We start from the raw sequence: 20,736 nt of genomic DNA on the forward strand, positions 1-20,736 counted from the left end.
GTGATGGCTGGGAACAGTATTGGGCAGTTTTTCCGCGTCACCACTTTTGGTGAATCTCACGGCATTGCCCTGGGGTGTATTATCGATGGCGTCCCACCGGGCATCCCTATCACTGAAGCGGATATTCAACTGGATCTCGACAGACGCCGCCCAGGTACCTCGCGCTACACCACTCAACGTCGTGAGCCGGATCAGGTGCGTATTTTATCGGGTGTATTTGAAGGGGTTACCACCGGGACCAGTATCGGCTTGATGATCGAAAATACTGACCAGCGTTCACAAGATTACAGCGCTATTAAAGATGTGTTTCGCCCAGGTCATGCAGATTACACCTACGAACAGAAATATGGGGTGCGTGATTACCGTGGTGGTGGCCGCTCTTCTGCCCGTGAAACCGCAATGCGGGTTGCTGCTGGCGCCATTGCTAAAAAATATTTGGCTCAAAAATTTGGTGTGCAGGTACGTGGCTATCTGGCACAAATCGGTGATATCAGTTGTGATTTGATCGACTGGGATTTGGTTGAGCAAAATCCATTCTTCTGCCCAGATGCCAGTAAACTGGAGCCACTGGATGCCTTGATGCGTGAGCTGAAAAAGGCCGGTGACTCGATTGGTGCCAAAATCACCGTGGTTGCTGAACATGTGCCAGTAGGGTTAGGCGAGCCGGTATTCGACCGTTTAGATGCTGATTTGGCCCATGCGCTGATGAGTATCAATGCGGTGAAAGGGGTGGAAATCGGTGATGGTTTTGCGGTGATAACCAAACGTGGCAGTGAAAATCGTGATGAAATTACTCCGCAAGGTTTCCAAAGTAATCATGCGGGCGGCATTCTTGGCGGTATCAGTAGCGGGCAACCGATAGTGGCACATATTGCACTAAAACCGACCTCCAGTATTACGGTACCAGGGCAAACTATTAACCGGCAGGGCGAAGCGGTTGAGATGATTACCCGTGGCCGCCATGATCCTTGTGTTGGCATCCGTGCAGTCCCGATTGCTGAAGCGATGATGGCGATTGTATTAATGGATCACTTGCTGCGCCAGCGTGCTCAGTGTGGTGATGTCGTTTCTGACGTTCCGCGCTGGTAGACACAATGAACAAGTGGATTGTGAAGGCCGTGACCTTGGCGGCACTGATTGCCGTCGGCCCAACCATGGCAGCGACACCTTGGCAGCAGATTACACACCCGGTGGCGGGTTCTCCGCAGGCCATTGGTGGTTTCGCCAATGGTTGTGTGATTGGCGCCATGCCTTTGCCGCTGGAGTCAGCAGATTATCAGGTGATGCGAGCAGATCAGCGCCGCTATTTTGGTCATCCTGATTTATTGAACTTTATTCACCGCCTAGGTGCAAAAGCCCAGCAAAACAAGTTAGGGACGGTATTGATTGGCGATATGGCAATGCCTGCTGGCGGGCGCTTTAGCAGCGGACATGCCAGCCATCAGTCGGGGCTGGATGTGGATATATGGCTACAACTACCACAACAGCGATGGAGTCAGCAGCAACTGCTAAAACCGCAACCGATTGATTTGGTTACAGCCGACAGTAAAAGTGTGGCCCCTGTATTGTGGCAACCACAAATTGAAAGCTTAATTAAACTGGCAGCCAATGATAATGAAGTGACACGTATCTTCGTCAATCCAGCGATTAAAAAACAGCTTTGTCTGGATGCGGGGGCGGATCGCAACTGGCTGCATAAAGTGCGCCCATGGTTTGGTCATCGTGCCCATATGCATGTGCGTTTACGTTGCCCGGCAGATAGTCTGGAATGTTTGGATCAAGATACACCACCACCCGGTGATGGCTGTGGTGCAGAATTAGAAAGTTGGTTCCAGCCTCATCAGCCAAGTGCTAAACCGGGCAAAACCTTACCGCCACCATTGCCGCCTTCCTGTCAGGCTTTGCTGGATAATCATTTCGCTGCGGAATAAATCATGGATTGGTTTGCCCTTGGTCCTGCGGTTTTGGGGATACTGTTTTTAATCGCTTTGCTCGCCGGGTTTATTGATTCTATTGCTGGCGGCGGCGGGTTACTGACTGTTCCGGCGCTCTTGGCTGTGGGGTTACCTCCCGCACAGGTATTAGCCACTAATAAGCTGCAATCCGTTGGTGGGTCATTCTCTGCCAGCCTCTATTTTATTCGCCGCGGGGCGGTGAATCTAAAGGAGCAAAGGCTGACCATTGCGCTAACTGTGGTCGGGTCGATGTTGGGCGCTATTTTGGTCCAGCATATGCGTGCAGACCTGTTGCGGCAAATATTGCCGCTGCTGGTGATTGGTATTGGCGTCTATTTTCTGGTGACCCCCAAGCTTGGCGAAGTTGATCAGCAGCGACGTTTGTCGGCTTTGCCATTCGCTTTGATTGCGGGCGGCGGTGTGGGTTTCTACGATGGTTTCTTTGGCCCTGGTGCTGGTTCATTCTATGCATTGGCTTTCGTGACACTGTGCGGCTTCAATCTGGCCAAATCTACAGCTCACGCTAAAGTCCTTAATTTTACCTCCAATTTAGGTAGCCTGATCTTCTTTATCGTTGGCGGTAAAGTGGTGTGGAGTATTGGGCTAGTGATGCTGGTGGGGCAAGTTCTGGGTGCACGTCTGGGCGCACATATGGTCTTGACCAAAGGCCAGAAATTAATTCGTCCAATGATTGTCGTGGTGTCATTCGTAATGAGCTGCAAGCTGCTGTACGACAGCCACGGTACCGAGATCTCCTCCTGGCTAGGATTACACGTTTTCGCATAACTTAAGGTATCTAGGGCCGCAGTGAAATCGCATCCCCTTGTTGATACCGCTCTTACGGACCCAAGCATGACTCATGATTATCAGCAATTAATCGACATTTTTAATAGTTGTTTCAGTGATGAATTTAATACCCGATTGGTAAAAGGTGATGACGAACCTATCTACCTGCCCGCCGACGATCAGTTTGCTTATCATCGGATCATTTTTGCGCATGGCTATTATGCCAGTGCAATGCATGAAATTTCCCATTGGTGTATTGCCGGTGAAGAGCGGCGCAAACTGGTGGATTTTGGCTATTGGTATTGCCCTGATGGGCGTGACGCATTAACCCAGAGCCAGTTTGAAGTCGTCGAGATAAAACCTCAGGCATTGGAGTGGATGTTTTGTGTCGCGGCCGGTTTCCCGTTCAATGTCAGTTGCGACAATCTGGAGGGCGATTGTGAGCCTGACCGGATAACATTCCAGCGTAAAGTCCGTGAGCAGGTGCTGTGGCATTTGGAAAACGGAATATCCCCACGACCTGCGGGCTTTATTCAGGCGCTACAGTCGTTCTACAATACGCCGCCGCTGGCACCAGAACTTTTCCCTTACCCGGAAGATTGAGTTTAAACGCTATCCAGCGTCATTGAAGTTGCAGGGTTGCTAGCCGCACTCTCTGAGCCGAATCAAGAACTTGAGTAAGAGTGGGTTGGCTGCCTAACTGCAACGTCAATAACTTTGGATATAAAATGCATACAAATAGGAAGAGTGATGATTGAAGAGTTCGAAACGCATATTTTAGCGCAAATCGACGACATGGTAGAGTATGCCAGTGATGATGATTTATTTGCTGGTGGCTATCTGCGTGGCCATCTGACACTAGCAGTGGCCGAATCCGAAGAGCATGGAGAGACTTCCGCCGAGCAATTACATGCGCGTGTTCAGCACAGTTTGGACAAGGCAATCAAAGCGGGTGAATTATCGCCACCGGATCAGGTGTTAGTTTTGGGTTTGTGGGATAGATTACTAGAACAAGCCCAAAATCCCCTTCGTCCTTGAAGCCGCAGGGTTGTTAGCGGCGTTCACTGACTCGAATCACTGACTGACGTTTGCCTCAGAGGCTGCCGGAGCACGATGTTGTACCGGCTTACCTTTCAGTAATTTTCGTACCCAAAAGCGGTTAGGATTGAGTGCGGCCAGTGTTGTTGCATCCAATGGCAATGGCTCACCAAACATCTGTGCCGCCAGAATTTCAGCCACCAGTGGCGCGCTACATAAACCGCGTGAGCCTAGCGCCCCCACCATAAACAGCTCTGGCCACACGGGTGCGAATGCTATTTCTTCGCCTTGCAGAATTTTACGCGGCAAATCCTGATATTGTGCCAGCGTGGCGGCGTAATCGGGCACCGCCCCTATCATCGGTAAATGGTCGCGGATAGCACATCGCACACCACAACGTGCCTGATTATTACTGATATCAACCTGCTGCGGCCAACTCACTTCTGGCAGGCAACGTAGCAAGCGATCCCGGTTCTCTTGCTGTTCATCCGCGCGAAAATCGGTGCTGATATCGTTGCGCTGATAGCTGGCACCAATACAATGATGCTGATTGGCTGGGTTCACAGGGGTCAGATAACCGTCATAGCAAAGTACCTGGCGCAACTGGCTAAGTACTGGCGTGGTGGGAATATGCGAAACCTGCCCACGCACCGCAGACAGCGGCAGATGGCGAGTTTGCTCCCACTCAGGCAAACGATGGCCGGTAGCAAGCACGACAGTGGCATGCTGTTTGGCAGCCAGTGGTTGCTGGAAAGTTAACTGCCACAGTCCGTCAATGCGCTCTAATTGACGCAATTCATGCTGATAATGGCAGGTCATGCCATTTTGTTGAGCTAGAGCGATGAGCGCGAGGGTAAGGTCTGATGGACAAAGCCAGCCACCCGCCGGATAGTGAATGCCGTCGTGGGCACAATCCAATCCTGCGAGTGCACTGAGTTGTTCACGGCTCATGGCTTCGGCGAGTGGTTGCGGCCAGTCTATTTGCAGCATCTTATCAATCTTGCCCCGGCTTTTATCGTCAAACGCCAATTGGCTGACGCCGCACCACTGATGGTCAAAGTTGATACCTTGCTCAATTAACTGATCGTATTGACGGCGAGCAAAGGTAAAGGCACTGGTGAAAAAGGTTTCCAGCGCATCATTTTTACCGTTTAGCAGTGGGTAGAGGGCACCTTGTCGGTTACCTGATGCCCCTTGTGCCGGTTGCGCGTCGGCACAATAAAGTGTCACCTTGGCACCACGGCGTAACAGGGCCAAAGCGCTCAGCGCACTGGCAACCCCACCACCGATAATCGCGATATCATCGCAATGAGTCGCTGTGGGCCGGTGATACCAAGGTACTGATTGGGCAGTGAGATTTTGCGGCAAAACACCCGTCAGCATTTCTCGTTTTTGCCCGAAACCTTTGACTTTCGCCACCTCAAACCCAGCCTGCTGCAACCCGCGACGAACAAATCCGGCGGCAGTAAAGGTGGCAAATGTCCCCCCGGCTCTTGCCATGCGGGCCATGGCATTGAACAGAGTATCATTCCACATATCCGGGTTTTTAGCCGGAGCAAAACCATCAAGAAACCAGGCATCGACTTGATTATTCAGACTGGCATCCAACTGAGGCAGCAGAGTGTTGACATCACCAAACCACAAATCGAGAGTGATGGCGCCCTCGGCCAGCAATAGACGATGGCACCCCGCAAGGGGTAATGGCCACTGCGCTCGCAACTGCTCAGCAAAAGCGGCCAATTCCGGCCAGCGGTTGTGGGCCGCGGCTAAATCGGCGGTCTGAAGCGGGTATTTTTCAAAGCTAATATAATGTAATCGCTGGAGTTTTGCGGTGGGGTGCTGTTGCTTAAACTGGGCGAAGTCACGCCATAATGTCAGGAAATTCAATCCCGTACCGAAGCCGGTTTCGGCAAAAATGCAGTTTTCGCGCGGGTGTTGAACAAAGCGCTCGGGGAAGCCATTTCCCTTAAGAAAAACGTAGTGAGTCTCCTCCAGCCCATCTTCATTGGAAAAATAGATGTCATCAAACTGTTCCGATACAGGTGTACCTTGTTCATTCCAGCTCAAGGTTGCCGTTTGGATTGGGGGATTACTCACGTTTAAAGACTCGTATCTCAAGGGGTAGGGCGATTCTAACTATGTGACCCGCCGCGTGCAAATCGTAAAATTATCTGGGTATATTACGCTGATCGGACTTGTTCGGCGTACAACTGTACGCTAAAGTGCGTTGCAAAATCCCGAATGTAAAATAAGTGGAAGAGGTATTGAATGAAGCGTGCAGTAATTACTGGCTTGGGTATTGTCTCCAGCATTGGTAATAACCAGCAGGAAGTTCTGGCATCTTTGCAGGAAGGTCGCTCTGGCATTACTTTCGCTCAGGAATTTAAAGACGCAGGTATGCGCAGCCATGTATGGGGCGATGTGAAGCTCGCGTCAGAGCCAAAAGATCTGATTGACCGCAAAGTGCTGCGTTTTATGAGCGACGCCTCAATTTATGCTTATCTTGCGATGCAAGAAGCGATTACAGACTCTGGTTTGGCGCCTGAGCAAGTCTCTAATTTCCGCAGTGGGCTGGTTGTCGGTTCCGGTGGTGGTTCTCCCCGCAACCAGGTGGCTGGCTCCGATGCTATGCGTACCCCGCGTGGTCTGAAAGGCGTTGGTCCTTATATGGTGACTAAAGCTATGGCATCCGGTGTATCCGCTTGTCTGGCAACACCGTTTAAAATCAAAGGTGTTAACTACTCAATCAGCTCAGCTTGTGCCACATCCGCACACTGTATTGGCCATGCTTTGGAACTGATCCAACTGGGCAAGCAAGACGTTGTGTTTGCCGGCGGCGGTGAAGAGCTGTGTTGGGAAATGGCCTGTGAGTTTGATGCAATGGGCGCATTGTCTACCAAATACAATGAAACCCCGACTAAAGCTTCCCGTACCTATGATCAAGACCGTGATGGTTTTGTTATTGCCGGCGGCGGCGGTATGGTCGTGGTTGAAGAGCTTGAGCATGCTCTGGCCCGTGGTGCACATATCTATGCTGAGATTGTTGGCTACGGCGCAACCTCAGATGGTGCTGATATGGTGGCTCCATCAGGTGAAGGCGCGGTGCGTTGCATGCAAATGGCAATGCAAGGTGTTGATACCCCAATCGATTACATGAACGTACACGGCACTTCTACCCCGGTTGGTGATGTGAAAGAGTTGGGCGCGATTCGCGAAGTGTTTGGTAACAACACCCCGGCTATCTCTTCAACTAAAGCGATGACCGGCCACTCTTTAGGGGCCGCAGGTGTGCACGAAGCTATCTTTAGCCTGTTAATGGTTGAACACGGCTTTATTGCACCAAGTATCAATATTGAAAATCTGGATGAGCAGGCTGCAGGGATGAATATCATCACTGAGCCAACTAAACGTGAACTGACAACTGTTATGTCTAACAGCTTTGGTTTCGGCGGGACTAACGCCACGTTGGTTATGCGTAAATACCAGAAATAAGATCAGAAGCAGCTATTTCTGCTAGTTGATGCTTAATAATAAGGCCCGCGAGTGATCGCGGGCTTTTTTATTCGCTATAAAATAAAGACTAGCCAGAAAAAATAGTGTAATCAGCAGAGAATCATGCCTTTTTTATTAATTTTATCTCTTTCTATAAAAGAGTGTTAGTTGATCACTTGTTATTCATAAAAATATCTTATACTAAATAACTAAAGCAGATAACAGTATAGAAAGTAGGTGATTGAATGCTAACGTGTTAATGTAAATTCAACCTGTTTTTAATGCATTTATGTTCTTTTAAAGTCAAATTTAAAGCTTAAAAAACCCTTGCCTGCACAAAAACGTTAATTCACAATATTAAAACAATAATTAAACAAATTTATTTCTGCCTTTTAATTTACTACACAGCAGGGTAGTTCAATGAGCCAAAATCAAAGTGATCAGAAAATTAAGATTGCCGATTTAAACGAGCGCGTTGTTCATGAAATTCTTGAAGTGATAAGTGATGGTATCTGGGATTGGAATGCAAATACGGGATTTGTTTACCGTAATACGGGTTGGTATGAAATGCTTGGCTATCCGGCCCATGCTTTTGAAAATACAGTACATACTTGGGAGAAAATTATCCACCCGGAAGATTTCGAAAGGGTAATGTTTCAGTTTGATGCTTATATTAATAATCAGGCCGAGAGATACCAAACAGAATATCGTTGCCGCACCCATAATGGCGATTATATTTGGATTGAGGATCGTGGCAAGGTGGTCGAACGTAACCTTGATGGTTCGGTATCAAGGATGATAGGCGCTCATCGGAATATTCATGATAGAAAGCATCTTCTTGAAAAATTAGAATTAAAGAATAAATCGTTGGAGGCATTGGTCGAGGAACGAACTGCTGAGCTACGTGAAACTAATTTTCAATTGAAACAGCAATTAGATATCAAAAAGATTCTTTCAGAAACGGATGTATTAACTTCAGCCGCCAATCGTTATTTGCTAGAGAAAGTACTTAAGCATGAATATCACCGTGCTAAGCGTTTTTGTCAACCTTTGTCATTACTCTCACTGGATTTAGATGATTTCAAATCAATTAATGACAGATACGGCCATTCTGTAGGGGATTTAGCCCTGACACATATCGTTGATGTGATTAGGAATAATATTAGAGAGGTTGATATTTTAGGCCGATGGGGAGGCGATGAGTTTATGGTTGTCTTACCTAATACACAATTAGCTGAAGCTAGAAGTATTGCTGAGAAAATCAGGAAGCTTATTGAGATAATGCCAGTTGATGGCAATATAAATGTGACAATGAGCCTAGGTGTGGTTGAGTTGGAAGTGAATGAGGCGCAGGAGCAATTATTACTTCGAGCCGACAGAATGCTCTATAGCTCGAAAGCTGCAGGTAAGAATATTATTAGTGGCTGATTCTCTTTGTCTTTGCCGCCAAGTTGTGGCGGCAATCATTTTAGACAGAGTTATTCGAATTTCAGTGCATATTCGGCGGCAGCTTTGGCATGTATCGCCGTGGTATCGAATACCGGCACATTGGCATCTTGCGCATTCACCAGCAAGGTAATCTCGGTGCAACCAAAAATAATGCCTTGGACGCCCTGTTGCTCTAATTTACCCATGATACGGCGGTATTCCTGGCGGGAATTTTCACTGATAATGCCGAGGCAAAGCTCTTCATAAATAATACGATTAATGATTTCACGGTCAGCACTGTCTGGGGTAATGACGTCAATATCATGTTTTTCCATTAAACGACCACGATAGAAATCTTGTTCCATGGTATAGCGAGTGCCTAACAGACCGATTTTGCTGATTCCTTGTCGCTTAATTTGTGTCGCAGTCGCATCGGCAATATGCAATAAAGGTAATCCACTGGCGGTTTCAATATCATCTGCCACTTTATGCATCGTATTAGTGCACACCACGATAACCTCAGCCCCAGCACGTTTTAGTGATACCGCTGCATCAGACAATACCTGTGCTGCGGTTTGCCAATCACCTTTAGCTTGCAGCTGTTCAATATCATGAAAATCCACACTGTAGAGGATAATTTTGGCGCTGTGCAATCCACCTAATTGCTCTTTGACCTGCTGATTAATCATTCGGTAATAAGGGATAGTTGATTCCCAGCTCATTCCGCCAATAAGGCCCAAAATTTTCATTATTATTCCTATCCAGTGTCACTAGCTGATGAGATATTGTTTCATGTGCATATCAAGATAGCAGCCAGATATGCGCTAAGACAACCAGGGTCTATGATTGCTGGATAGGATTTATTTGAAATGATATTGCCTCAGGGTAACCGCTCAAGCGGCTACCCTGAGAGAGTAGGACTAGAACCAGGCTTCCCACATGGCCCCAATGTTAAAGGAGTCTAGACGGGTATCTTCCGTGTCGGTAGTCGTGGCGGTATGTTTGTTGTCAACTTCGCCACCGGTGACATAGAAGCGCAGCATTGGCCTGAAATCAGCACCCATATCGATAGAGATATTCTGAGATAGAGTCAGCTTCCAACCTCGGTTGTCGCCACCTGTTTCGTAATCGACCCGTTGATAGCCTGCTTCAAGCCAGGTCGAATGGACATCGTTCCAGAAGTGCATCGGACGAACAATCACACCATAGTTGCGACGGTTGTCTTCATTATGATTGCTTCTGTCGTAATCATGGAACGCGGCGAGATAAGTAACAGATGTTTGTGGTGTGAATTTATAGGTCCCTTCAAGGCTGGTATAAACGGTACGAAGATCGCTGGTTTTGCTGTAGACGCTATTATCTGAGTTGTCTGAATAGCGGGTAACCCATTTGTTTTCGATATTGGTACCCTTGTGGCTCAGCACCACTGCAGTCTGCCAGGCTTTCAGTTTTTCTTCGCTCTCAATCGCTTTAGAATCAAAACCATAGTTGGTATAAAGCTCAAAATCTATTGGCCCCATTTTCACACCATGGATTTTTGATGTCAGAGCATAGTGGCCGTTATCGCCCGTTCCAGAGCCGCCGGTACAGGTAATGCGTGATGGGTTAGTTTGGTCGGCGATCACTTGTGGACTACAAGATTGTACTGAGCCTACCGCCGCGGCATCGAGTTGCAGAACACCAAGATCCAGGTTTTTAATCCCGGCACCTTGTCCATCATGGGTCATCCAGAAATAGTCGTTAATGCCTTGTTGTGGACGTTGGTGGAAATCACGACCAGCCCATAAATAAGCATTAGGTTGAGAGTCAAACAGGTTAGTGACACCGGCATAAGCTTTTTTCAGGTTAACTTCATCACCCCAATGGTCAAGCATGACCACCACATCCCAGAGTGCACCATTGCTGCCTTTAAAGGCTTTAGAGAGTTGGAATTCCCCACCATTGCCCTCATTACCCAGACGGCCAATGGCTGAGGAACCATTATAGGAGCCATCCACGCCAATATATTTTTGATCACCCGCCTGGAAATGTGCACCGTAGCGCGCATAGGCATTGAATTTTAGACCATAAGGTATTTCCGTCTCTGGTGATGGCTTGATTGCTGAGGTATCAACGATATCGACATTTTTCTTTTTAACCAGTGCCGAGTCTATTTTTTCCTGACGCTCTGCCAGTGCTTTTTCCACTGCCTGCGCCACAATTTTATTTAATTGTTCAGGAGTGATTAATTCCTGTGTTGTTTGTGTCGTTCCTTGAGCAAATACAGAAATAGGGCAAAGTGCGGCGATAACCGCCATTGTTAATGGAAGCTGTTTAAATATTTTCATCGCTATCTCAATTTAATAAAGTATTATTTAGATAATAACTATCCTGTTCGGATTAGACAGGATAGTTATGCCATCACCAGAATAAGGTTGTTTTTATAATGTATTTTATTGAGTTTTATTTTAATTTTCGCGTAATAATCTCTCCGTTAAAAATGGATGATATTGTTATATTTGTTTTTCTTTAATATTAACGCTGATAAAGATGAATGATTTCTTCCGATAATTCGCGTGCCAATAAAGATGTCATTAAATGATCCTGAGCATGAACCATAATTAATGTCATCGGTTGTTTGGCTTCACCAGCATCTTGTTCAATCAGCTTGGTTTGCATATGGTGTGCCCGGCGGGCAAAGTCGTCAGCCTCTAGCAACAAGCTTTTGGCACGGTCAATGTCGCCTTTACGTGCAGCCTGAAGAGCTTCAAAACAGAGACTACGAGATTGTCCGGCATTAACAATAATTTCCATTACTGCTTCTTCTAACTCAACCATTATTTATTCCTACATTAATTAAACCTATTGACGTTAATCAAAACCATTATTAGCCGCAGTAGTGGTAAACCATTCGCCGCTTTTCTTGACGGTTCGTTTCTGACTGGATAGATCTAATTGAACGAAACCATAACGATTTTTATAACCATTACACCATGACCAATTATCAATAAAAGTCCACATATGGTAGCCAAGGCAATGACAACCTTCACTAATACCTTTATGCAGCCATTTTAAATGGTCGGAAACAAAATCTATTCGATATTGGTCGTTAATTATTCCATCTTGTAAAAAACGCTCTTCATTTTCAACACCCATACCATTCTCGGAAATAAAGCAGCGAGGGTTACCATAATTAAGTCGTAAATTGGTTAGGATGTCGTAAATCCCTGCTTCATAAATTTCCCAGCCACGGTAAGGGTTCATTTTCCGTCCGGGCATTTCGTAAGCATCAAACAGCCATTCTGGCATAAACGGTGCCTGTGGATTGACTGCACTATCACGACATTTTACACGGCGCGGCTGATAGTAATTAATCCCCAAAAGGTCAATTTTACCTTCCGCAATCAGAGCTTTATCCCCTTGTTGGCGTACTGGCATTTGGTCATAATCACACAATAAGTCAATTAACTCCTGTGGATACTCACCGCGCAATGCCGGATCAAGGAAGCTGCGATTAAACAACAGGTCTGCATATTCCGCGGCCTTTAGATCCGCCGGATTCTGCGAGCGCGGATAGGATGGTGTCAGGTTAAGTACAATACCAATCTCGCCTTTATACTGACCCGCCCGATAAGCTTTAACCGCTGTCGCATGTGCCAACACGGTGTGGTAGGCCACTGTTGCTGCGCGTCTGAAATCCACCACATTAGGGTAATGGAAGTCATACAGATAACCGCCTTCCACTGGCACGATAGGTTCATTGAAGGTAAACCAATGTTTAACTCGATCACCGAACAGTTCAAAGCACACTTGGGCATAGTGCTTCCAGGCATCGATCACTTCACGGTTTTCCCAGCCGCCAATCTCCTGCATTGCCATCGGCATATCGAAGTGGAACAGAGTAATGAATGGTGTAATACCTTGCGCCAAAAGTTCGTCTATCACATTGTTATAAAAGCTAACGGCTTCTGGATTGACTTCACCGACTCCCGTTGGGATTAACCGTGCCCAACTTAGCGAGGTGCGAAAGCTGTTGTGGTTAAGTTGCTTGAGTAACGCAATATCCTGTTGCCAGTGTCGATAGAATGTCGATGTGTCATTTGGGCCAATCTGCTGGTGAAAGCGCGAAGGTTGGTTGGCGAACCAGGCATCCCAAGTTGTGGGACTTTTGCCACCTTGCAGACTTTCACCTTCGGTTTGCAGTGCAGAACTGGCACTACCCCACCAGAAGTTATCTGGAAATTGGTATTTCATTGGTTTTTTCTCTTGTCGTTATCAGTTGCTACGGACGGTATCTGAGAGCGATGGGACGTTATTTAAACTTTTTTCCCCTTCGATTTTTAACAAAGAATGTTCATAAGCACGCAGGAATGGCAGATAGATCAGTGCGGAAACCGCCATACATATCAGGCACATAACCACCGGGCTAAAGGCCCAGTTCGCCGCCCAGGAAGCCCCAATGGGTGCTGGTGTAGTCCAGGGGGTTAAGGAAACTACTTGCGCCAACCAACCAAATTTAGTGGCGGTATAAGCCAAAATGGCATTGATCATCGGTACGGAAATAAATGGTATGAACATGATTGGGTTCATAATGATTGGCGCACCAAACAGAATAGGTTCGTTAATGTTGAAGAAGCTTGGCACAACGCCTAATTTACCAATGGTACGTAAGTGGGTGACTTTGCTACGCAGCAGCAGGAAAGCGAGTGGCAATGTCGAACCCACGCCGCCAATCAGCAGATAGTGATCCCAGAAACCTTGTAGATAGATATGCGGTAAGGCTGCTCCTGCAGCTAATGCAGCCTGGTTTGCTGCCAGATTAGTCATCCAGAACGGGCTCATAATGCCAGTGACAATCATTGAACCGTGAATACCAGAGAACCAGAAAATTTGGCACAGTAATACTGACAGTAACATTGCAGGCAGAGAGTCGGATGCTGATACCAGTGGTGCCAGTAAATGCATAATGGCTTCTGGAATGATCATGCCAGTTTGCGACTCAATAAATAAATTGAGTGGATGCAAGGTACCAATGATGACTAATACCGGGATCAGTATTTCAAAAGAACGTGCCACGCCGGTAGGAACCTCTTTCGGCAGACGAATCGTAATATTGTGTTGTTTCAGTGCGGCATAAACACGGGTGGAATAAATAGCGGTAATCAGCGCAGTAAAGATCCCTTGACCAGAAAGATACTGGGTAGAGATTTTGCCATCGGCATAAGGTGCTGCGACGAGCATAAACGCCATGAATGCCAGCAGGCCAGTCATCACTGGATCAAGATTAAACTGCCGCCCCAGACTCGCGCCAACCCCGACAGAAATGAATAATGTCATCACCCCCATGCTCAGGTTAAAAGGCAGCATCAGTTGTTCGCGGTAGGTCTGAGAGAAATCCAGCCAGGCTCGGGCGAATCCTACTGTCGTTTCGGCAGAGAAGGGCGGGAAAATAAATACCAACATAAATGAGCCGATGATCATGAAAGGCAGTGCAGCAGTAAAACCATCACGAATAGCAATAACGTATTTTTGCTGTCCTAGCCGCCCGGCTAGCGGTGTAATTGATTGTTCAATAACAGCAACCATTGATTGATATAAAGAACTCATGTGAATACCTTCTTAGTGAGTCGCGTCAATGAGCGACATAGCATAATCCAATACTTTATCGGCACGCTGCATACCGTAGTCCATCATATCGATGGGCTGAACGGGAATACCGTGAACCGCTGCCTTTTCTGAGAGCATACCTAACATGTATTTCACCTGCGGCCCGAGCAGAACTACCTGATAACGCGGAAACTGAATATCAAATTCAGAGACACCAAACGCATCAATCTCTACAGGTATTCCTTTTTCTTCAGCAACAGTCCGCATTTTCCTGACCAGCATGCTGGTGGACATACCGGCGGAACAACACAACATAATCTTGAACATCTACAACCATCCTCAAAATAAAAAAAATCATTACAAATAACGTTTTGGCACTTTGCTCATCACGTTTTGACACTCTGAGGAAACCGTTTTCCGTTTTATCAAAGCGGCTGTTTCGGGAATTATTGGATATCATACGGAAACCGTTTTCCATCCGCAGTGAGTGGAACTGTGATAGCCATCAAAGTCCAGTATATATAGGGATTATTTATTTGATGGACATCACAGCTTTGATGGTTGGATAACTATTTTGGATGAGGATGGAAATTCGGTTTCCATGCTAAATGGAAACGATTATACTCAATGAGGCTGCAATAGATGGGCCTGAGCTGTATTTAGGAATGACAGGCAAGGACTAAAGCCTGCTAGGAGAGAATCATGTCTACAATCAACGATGTATCACGTTTAGCTGGGGTTTCTAAAGCCACAGTATCACGGGTGTTGAGTGGTTCGCGCGGCGTTAAGGAAGCTAGCCGTCTTGCCGTACTAAAAGCGGTAGAAGAGCTGAATTATCGGCCAAATGTAATCGCGCAATCACTATTAAGCCAGTCAACAGGTTGTATTGGTGTTATCTGTGCGCAAGAGAATATTAACCAAACGACGGGTTATTTATATGCCCTTGAAAAGCACCTGAGCCAGCATCAAAAACATTTGTTACTGCGTTTTGCCAATAACAGATCTGAAGTTATGCAGGCACTTGATGAACTGACCTGCGGGTTGTGTGATGACGTGCTGGTTATTGGCGCTCGCTTTCCTCTAAATCTCGCGGATGACAGTATTATTCTGGTTGACTGTATGGATGCCGATGCCACTAACAGTATCCAGTTCGACCATGCATTTGCCGCAGAGACCGCCTGTAATTATCTAATAAAGCAGGGTAGAAGAAAGATTGCTTTAATTAATCCTGACACCAGCGGTTATGTGGATGATGTGCTGCTAGGGTATAAGCGCGCATTGGAAAGTAACTTTTTGCCCTTTAACCGCGATTTGATTTTTATGGATTCATCCTCTTCGTCGGTTGCATTACAAGTCTTACTCAATAGTAGCGCAACACTTAATTTTAATGCTCTGTTGGTAGCTGATGAACAGGAAGCTCAGAATGTTATCCCCCAGCTACAGGCATTTAATAAATCAGTTCCAGATGACATCATGGTATTTAGCCTTGCCGGTTCATTACATTATCCGGGGATCCCGACGATTCCAGCGATTGAATATTCTATGGATGCGATGGCGGCAAAAATAGTGACGTGGCTTAATAAGAAAACTGAGAATGTATTGGGTTCGTATGCACTACGCGGGGATCTGATCATCCCTGATATGCCGGGTAGGAAATAATTACTGACTGCTCAGAGTTTGATTCATTTGATAAAAAACTGCCTGATAGAGAATAACGTTAGCACTGAACTTAGCACCACATAAGGGTCAGTGCTGACCAAGGTAACAATCCAAATCTTCGGTAATACCAAGAATCATCTGCATAAAATAATAAGTGGAACTGTGATAAGACTCCACTTTTACCTCTTCCTTGCGTCTATTATCTCTGTTGTAACAAATCTGTAGCAATCGAACAGTCTATTTACTGCTTATACCACCAACGGATGATGGAGTTTGGGATGATAAAAGTAAAGACGGCCTATGCCCTGACCTTATTGGCAATACTCTTACCGACTTCGGTCAATATTGCAGCTCAAGATAAGGTAGGGGTTCAGGATAAAATCGGCAATTATAAACTTGAACAGGTTTTAGTGATGAGTCGGCACGGTATACGTGCACCTCTGGTAAATTATGGCGATATGCTTTCCAGCGCAACGCCAGATAAATGGCCAGAATGGAGTACTCCAGGAGGCTACCTGACGCCAAAAGGAGCCGAGCTTGAGGCGATGATGGGTGGGTATTTCCGCCAGTGGTTGGCAGAAACCAAACTTCTGAAATCAGCTGGATGCCCGGCTCCGACCACTGTATTTACGTATGCCAACAGTTTGCCAAGAACGATTGATACCGCGCAGCATTTCCTCTTTGGTGCTTTTCCAGGTTGTAATGAGCCAGTTGCCCATCAAAAAGAGATAGGCAAGATGGACCCTGTCTTTAACCCGATTATTACCCTGGATATCACCCCAGAATTTAAAGAAAAAGCCTTGGCTTCTATTAACCAGCATGCGGGGCCGGGTGGGGTAGAGGGCTTGAACAAACGGCTACAGCCTAATTATGATTTACTCTCTAAGGTACTGGATTATAAAAACTCACCGGCGTGTCTGGTCGATAAAAAATGTGATTGGAGCAACCAGCCGACTGAGATTGTATTAGTGCAGAATAAAGAACCGGGTATTACTGGCCCATTGAAATTGGGTACCGGTGCCTCTGATGCATTTATGTTGCAATACTATGAAGGTTTCCCGGCAAAAGAGGTGGCTTGGGGGCGAATTCAGTCGGCGGAAGAGTGGCGCAAATTAATCGATATCAAGAACCTCTATCATGAAACATTATTTGGCTCCCCGGCCATTGCAGATAATGCAGCCGAGAAGTTAGTGGGTTTTATCAGTTCCGCTCTTGATCCCGTAGGTGATAAAACACCGAATGAGTCAGCGGCACAAAAAGCCAAGTTGGCGATATTAGTTGGTCATGACTCCAATATTGCGTCCTTGTTAGCTGCGCTCAAAACCAAAGAGTACCAACTGCCAGATCAATTTGAGAGAACCCCAATCAGCGGCAAGGTAGTATTTGAACGCTGGAAAGATATTAAACAAAATAAAGATCTGATGAAGATTGAATATATCTATCTGTCGACCGAGCAAATTCGTAATAAAACACCGTTGTCACTTCAGGCTCCGCCAAAACGTGTCACGTTGGAAATAGAAGGTTGCCCGATTGACGCCAAAGGCTTCTGTTCCATGGATGACTTCAGAAAAGCGGTAAAAAGAAATACTCAGATCTAGTTCGACGCGGCTGAACAATAGGATTTAGCTGTTAACTGGGGCTGGCATAAAAAGATTGGCTGCGCTAACGTGGCTTTTCTTTGCCAGCCTTGGTTATTTGTAGATTATCTGATGACATTATTTGCTACCACTCAGCATGCAATAAAAACGCTTCTCAGTCCTTTTCTGAAAGACCGTCTGCTACATATCTTGTTAATCCTGGGGATCGGTTTAACCGCCGTGATGCCAGCAAAAGTGGCTGAATTCCCGCAGTTTATTGACTGGACAACGATTGTCACGTTATTGGGATTAATGCTACTGACTAAAGGGGTTGAGGTTAGCGGTTACTTCGATTTTATTGGTCGTAAGATTATAAACACATTGCATACCGAGCGGCATTTGGCGCTATTTCTAGTCTTGTCAGCGGCGGTATTATCATCTTTTCTGACGAATGATGTGGCGCTGTTTATCATTGTTCCACTGATCCTGACATTGAAAAAGATATCCTCTTTACCGGTTTCCCGCCTGATTATTTTCTCTGCGTTGGCAGTGAATGCGGGTTCGCTATTAACGCCAATTGGTAACCCACAAAATATTCTATTATGGAGCCGTTCCGACCTCTCTTTTATTGGTTTTACCCGCCAGATGGCTCCCTTGGCCGCGATTATTCTATTAACTTTGTTAGCGGTAACTTGGTGGCGTTTCCCAGCACGCAAGCTTAATAAGCATACCTCTAGCCCAATTTATCCCTATCAATTTCGCCTATTACTCAGTTGCCTGACGCTGTATGTGATTTTTATTATCTGCGTAGATCTAGGCTGGGCGAGTTATGGATTACTGATTGTTTTTGCAGGTTTATTACTGTTGGCTCGTCGGGTTTTATTGGCCATAGATTGGAGCCTGATAGTGGTCTTTATGGCGATGTTTGTTGATGTGCGCTTACTGACGGAATTACCCGGTTTACAGTCATTATTTGGTGAAATTAAAACTTTGTCTGCGGCAGCAGCCTATATGCTGGGTATCGGTTTATCTCAAATAATAAGTAATGTCCCCGCCACGATTTTATTACTGAATTATCTCCCCTCCAGTGCATTGGTCGCCTTTGCCGTCAATATTGGTGGCTTTGGTTTTGCCTTGGGGTCTATGGCGAATTTAATTGCGCTCAGAATGTCCGGTGAACCGGCCATTTGGTTGAAATTCCATGCTTATTCACTGCCATTCTTATTCTGGAGTGCCGCGGTGGGCTGGGGATTATTAGTACTTTGATATTCTTGGCATCAGTGTGTTGGCTCAGGCAACAGAACCTAAGCCAACAGGCTACTGCTCACTACGGATTAAAGAAAGATCGCTAATAAAAAAACCATGACAATAATCAGCATAACAAATGCCAGTGATGGTTTTTGCAACCAAGGTTGTAACGATTGAGGCAGTGCAGCAATGAGTGGATTTATCAGCGGCTGAATGATTTTCTGATCTTCAGCTAAGCGCTGAGCTGCGTTGGCACGGTCTAATCTGGCGGCAAAAAGAACATTGATAATGTCATTTAGCTGCGCTTGAGTCAGTGGTGTAGTTGGGCTGGCCTGAAAACGATTCTGACTGTAATCAATTAATAGCTGTTGCTCCTGTGCATCGGCAGGTTGCTTCAGTGCAGTTTGCAGATTGACCAACGTAGGAGCCGTTTGCTGGCTTAGGGCAACTTTGGTTTGCAAGAACTGACTGAGTATCTGGAAATGCCGCGCGGGTAATGGATCATGACTTTTCACTCCCACCAGGTCAAACAGGGCCTGCCAGATTTTAACCGGCTGTTCACCCGTGGCAGCACTGAGTTTAGCCACCAGAGATTGAATACTTTGCTGTTCCGCAGGCAGCAAGGGTCTGTCAGTTATCGTCGTCAATTGTGGCTGTGGAATATTCAAGGTACCGGATTGCAACAGAACTAATACTTGTTGCAACTGCGCATGGGTTAACTGACTTAATACCGTATGGCCAAATTGCTGGCGAATGAAATCGCTGACCGCTTGCCGGTTATTACCTTGGGGCAGTAATTCAGTCAGTTGCTGGCGTAATTGGTGATTGGCGTGATTCTCCTGAGCTTGTGATAACCGGGTTTGTAGCAGTTGCTCAGCAGGTTGGAAGTGGCGAGCCAATAAATCACTGGTGCTGCCAAGGGATAGGTCATGGCGCAGGCCGGCCCAAATCTCGGCTGATTTTATCGGGCTAAGAGCCATAATCCGCACGATTAGCTTTTCTAGTGTGGTGCGCTGCGCAGGGGTCAGCGCTTGATCTTCCACTTGGCCTGGAGAGAGCATTTTAGTCGGCGCAACATTGCGATCTGTGGCAATGGGGACACCTGAGCCGTTCAAAGGTTGCATATAACCTGTCCTTCGCAGTGGAGGAGATTTATCGGTGGCCCGGTGCGAGACGTAGGCTGCGGGTATAATACCTGTAAATGCGAGTAACCAATATATTCTTATTGGATTTGGTTTTAGTTCAGTTCATTTTTGGTTTAGTGAATGGGTCGGTTGACATGAGATGAGTGGCTATCTCAGCGCCGGTTCGATTAGCCGGCAAGTTGCCGGCAGTGAAGTGAACGGTGAATTTTAACAGCCGAACCAATCACTCACTCGAACCAATCATCCAACCTTATCTACTGAATAGAACATCACCTAAATTGACCTTTGTTTACCAACCAAGCATTGATAATGATAATTATATCGTTAAGATGAAGCGCTATAACTGAACGGAATTATTAAGTAACAAGAATGTTTAAACGTCAACGTGCCGCAAAATGGTTCCTCTGTCTGGCTTGCCTGGTCATACTGGTTTGTATGACTCAACGCATTGCCAGCTTGCACGCGTTGGAAAAAACTCTTCTCTTAACATCGTCATCACAGGTTATAGCCGATGGAGAAGAAGCGCCGACACCTTGTGAACTGAGCGCCAAATCCCTACTGGCCTCACCGCCCGTCCTGTTCGAATTAGCGATTTTCTCTCTGGGTCTGCTGTTGCTGTTGTTGGTACCAATAGTACCGAGCAGTTTACGGTTCCCGCCACCTAGAGTCATTTCACCCAGCGGTTTGCGGGTGCATCTAAGATTGTGCATTTTCCGAGAATAGTCTGACCTTTTGAATAACTGTATTTCATAATTCGCTGTTTTTATTATAGAAACTGCGTATTGCGAATAATCATAGCGACGTCATTGTTGCTGTGCTTAA

Annotated in this window: 19 protein-coding genes; 11 read left to right on the plus strand and 8 right to left on the minus strand. The window is 46.4% G+C overall.

Features of this window, described 5'->3' with window-relative positions; translation table 11 throughout:
- Positions 1-3 precede the first annotated feature (3 nt).
- From aroC to DJ58_RS16535, 5 genes are all read left to right on the plus strand, one after another.
- On the plus strand, positions 4-1,089 hold the full coding sequence (gene aroC / locus DJ58_RS16555; protein WP_032910994.1) for a chorismate synthase: 1,086 nt from the start codon (positions 4-6) through the stop codon (positions 1,087-1,089).
- Positions 1,090-1,094: 5 nt separating this feature from the next.
- On the plus strand, positions 1,095-1,931 hold the full coding sequence (gene mepA / locus DJ58_RS16550) for a penicillin-insensitive murein endopeptidase (protein WP_032910993.1): 837 nt from the start codon (positions 1,095-1,097) through the stop codon (positions 1,929-1,931).
- 3 nt (positions 1,932-1,934) lie between these two features.
- The gene (locus tag DJ58_RS16545; protein WP_004708907.1) at positions 1,935-2,741 is read left to right on the plus strand and encodes a sulfite exporter TauE/SafE family protein; all 807 of its coding nucleotides are present in this window, start codon (positions 1,935-1,937) and stop codon (positions 2,739-2,741) included.
- Positions 2,742-2,807: 66 nt separating this feature from the next.
- A complete protein-coding gene (locus DJ58_RS16540) occupies positions 2,808-3,344 on the plus strand; it encodes an elongation factor P hydroxylase (RefSeq protein ID WP_004708905.1) in 537 nt (178 codons plus the stop codon).
- Positions 3,345-3,491: 147 nt separating this feature from the next.
- On the plus strand, positions 3,492-3,779 hold the full coding sequence (locus DJ58_RS16535) for a YfcL family protein (RefSeq protein WP_004708903.1): 288 nt from the start codon (positions 3,492-3,494) through the stop codon (positions 3,777-3,779).
- 36 nt (positions 3,780-3,815) lie between these two features.
- Here DJ58_RS16535 and mnmC read toward each other — a convergent pair whose 3' ends face one another.
- Positions 3,816-5,876 (minus strand): bifunctional tRNA (5-methylaminomethyl-2-thiouridine)(34)-methyltransferase MnmC2/FAD-dependent 5-carboxymethylaminomethyl-2-thiouridine(34) oxidoreductase MnmC1, encoded by a 2,061-nt coding sequence (gene mnmC, locus DJ58_RS16530; RefSeq protein ID WP_004708901.1) that lies wholly within the window; start codon positions 5,874-5,876, stop codon positions 3,816-3,818.
- 171 nt (positions 5,877-6,047) lie between these two features.
- Between mnmC and fabB the strand changes: the two genes are divergently transcribed.
- Positions 6,048-7,271, plus strand: a complete 1,224-nt coding sequence (gene fabB, locus DJ58_RS16525; RefSeq protein WP_004708899.1) for a beta-ketoacyl-ACP synthase I — start codon at positions 6,048-6,050, stop codon at positions 7,269-7,271.
- Between the two features lie 420 nt (positions 7,272-7,691).
- Complete coding sequence (locus DJ58_RS16520; RefSeq protein ID WP_004708897.1) at positions 7,692-8,699, plus strand: sensor domain-containing diguanylate cyclase; 1,008 nt, start codon at positions 7,692-7,694, stop codon at positions 8,697-8,699.
- Between the two features lie 50 nt (positions 8,700-8,749).
- Here the strand turns inward: DJ58_RS16520 and DJ58_RS16515 are convergent, their stop codons facing one another.
- The 6 genes from DJ58_RS16515 to DJ58_RS16490 form a co-directional block, all read right to left on the minus strand.
- Entirely contained in the window at positions 8,750-9,448 is a 699-nt protein-coding gene (locus DJ58_RS16515; RefSeq protein WP_004708895.1) for an aspartate/glutamate racemase family protein, read from the minus strand.
- A 171-nt stretch (positions 9,449-9,619) separates the two neighbouring features.
- Positions 9,620-11,026, minus strand: a complete 1,407-nt coding sequence (locus tag DJ58_RS16510) for a carbohydrate porin (protein ID WP_032910992.1) — start codon at positions 11,024-11,026, stop codon at positions 9,620-9,622.
- A gap of 187 nt (positions 11,027-11,213) precedes the next feature.
- Positions 11,214-11,516, minus strand: coding sequence for a PTS lactose/cellobiose transporter subunit IIA (locus DJ58_RS16505; RefSeq protein WP_004708892.1), 303 nt, complete (start codon positions 11,514-11,516; stop codon positions 11,214-11,216).
- A 33-nt stretch (positions 11,517-11,549) separates the two neighbouring features.
- Positions 11,550-12,932 (minus strand): glycoside hydrolase family 1 protein, encoded by a 1,383-nt coding sequence (locus DJ58_RS16500; protein WP_004708890.1) that lies wholly within the window; start codon positions 12,930-12,932, stop codon positions 11,550-11,552.
- Between the two features lie 21 nt (positions 12,933-12,953).
- Positions 12,954-14,285, minus strand: a complete 1,332-nt coding sequence (locus DJ58_RS16495; RefSeq protein WP_032910991.1) for a PTS sugar transporter subunit IIC — start codon at positions 14,283-14,285, stop codon at positions 12,954-12,956.
- Positions 14,286-14,297: 12 nt separating this feature from the next.
- The gene (locus DJ58_RS16490) at positions 14,298-14,612 is read right to left on the minus strand and encodes a PTS sugar transporter subunit IIB (protein ID WP_032910990.1); all 315 of its coding nucleotides are present in this window, start codon (positions 14,610-14,612) and stop codon (positions 14,298-14,300) included.
- Between the two features lie 375 nt (positions 14,613-14,987).
- On the opposite strand from DJ58_RS16490, the gene DJ58_RS16485 reads away from it, so the two are divergent.
- The 3 genes from DJ58_RS16485 (at position 14,988) to DJ58_RS16475 (ending at position 18,787) form a co-directional block, all read left to right on the plus strand.
- Positions 14,988-15,944, plus strand: coding sequence for a LacI family DNA-binding transcriptional regulator (locus DJ58_RS16485; RefSeq protein ID WP_004708884.1), 957 nt, complete (start codon positions 14,988-14,990; stop codon positions 15,942-15,944).
- Positions 15,945-16,222: 278 nt separating this feature from the next.
- Positions 16,223-17,542 (plus strand): bifunctional glucose-1-phosphatase/inositol phosphatase, encoded by a 1,320-nt coding sequence (gene agp, locus DJ58_RS16480; protein ID WP_032910989.1) that lies wholly within the window; start codon positions 16,223-16,225, stop codon positions 17,540-17,542.
- A gap of 111 nt (positions 17,543-17,653) precedes the next feature.
- On the plus strand, positions 17,654-18,787 hold the full coding sequence (locus DJ58_RS16475) for an SLC13 family permease (protein WP_032910988.1): 1,134 nt from the start codon (positions 17,654-17,656) through the stop codon (positions 18,785-18,787).
- 68 nt (positions 18,788-18,855) lie between these two features.
- Here DJ58_RS16475 and flk read toward each other — a convergent pair whose 3' ends face one another.
- On the minus strand, positions 18,856-19,893 hold the full coding sequence (gene flk, locus DJ58_RS16470; protein WP_004708878.1) for a flagella biosynthesis regulator Flk: 1,038 nt from the start codon (positions 19,891-19,893) through the stop codon (positions 18,856-18,858).
- Between the two features lie 390 nt (positions 19,894-20,283).
- Here flk and DJ58_RS0121625 point away from each other — a divergent pair, with 390 nt between their 5' ends.
- Positions 20,284-20,637 (plus strand): hypothetical protein, encoded by a 354-nt coding sequence (locus DJ58_RS0121625; protein WP_032910987.1) that lies wholly within the window; start codon positions 20,284-20,286, stop codon positions 20,635-20,637.
- The last annotated feature ends 99 nt before the right edge of the window (positions 20,638-20,736 follow it).

Origin of the sequence: Yersinia frederiksenii ATCC 33641 (assembly GCF_000754805.1) — a bacterium.
In the GTDB taxonomy this organism is placed as follows: Bacteria; Pseudomonadota; Gammaproteobacteria; order Enterobacterales; family Enterobacteriaceae; genus Yersinia; species Yersinia frederiksenii.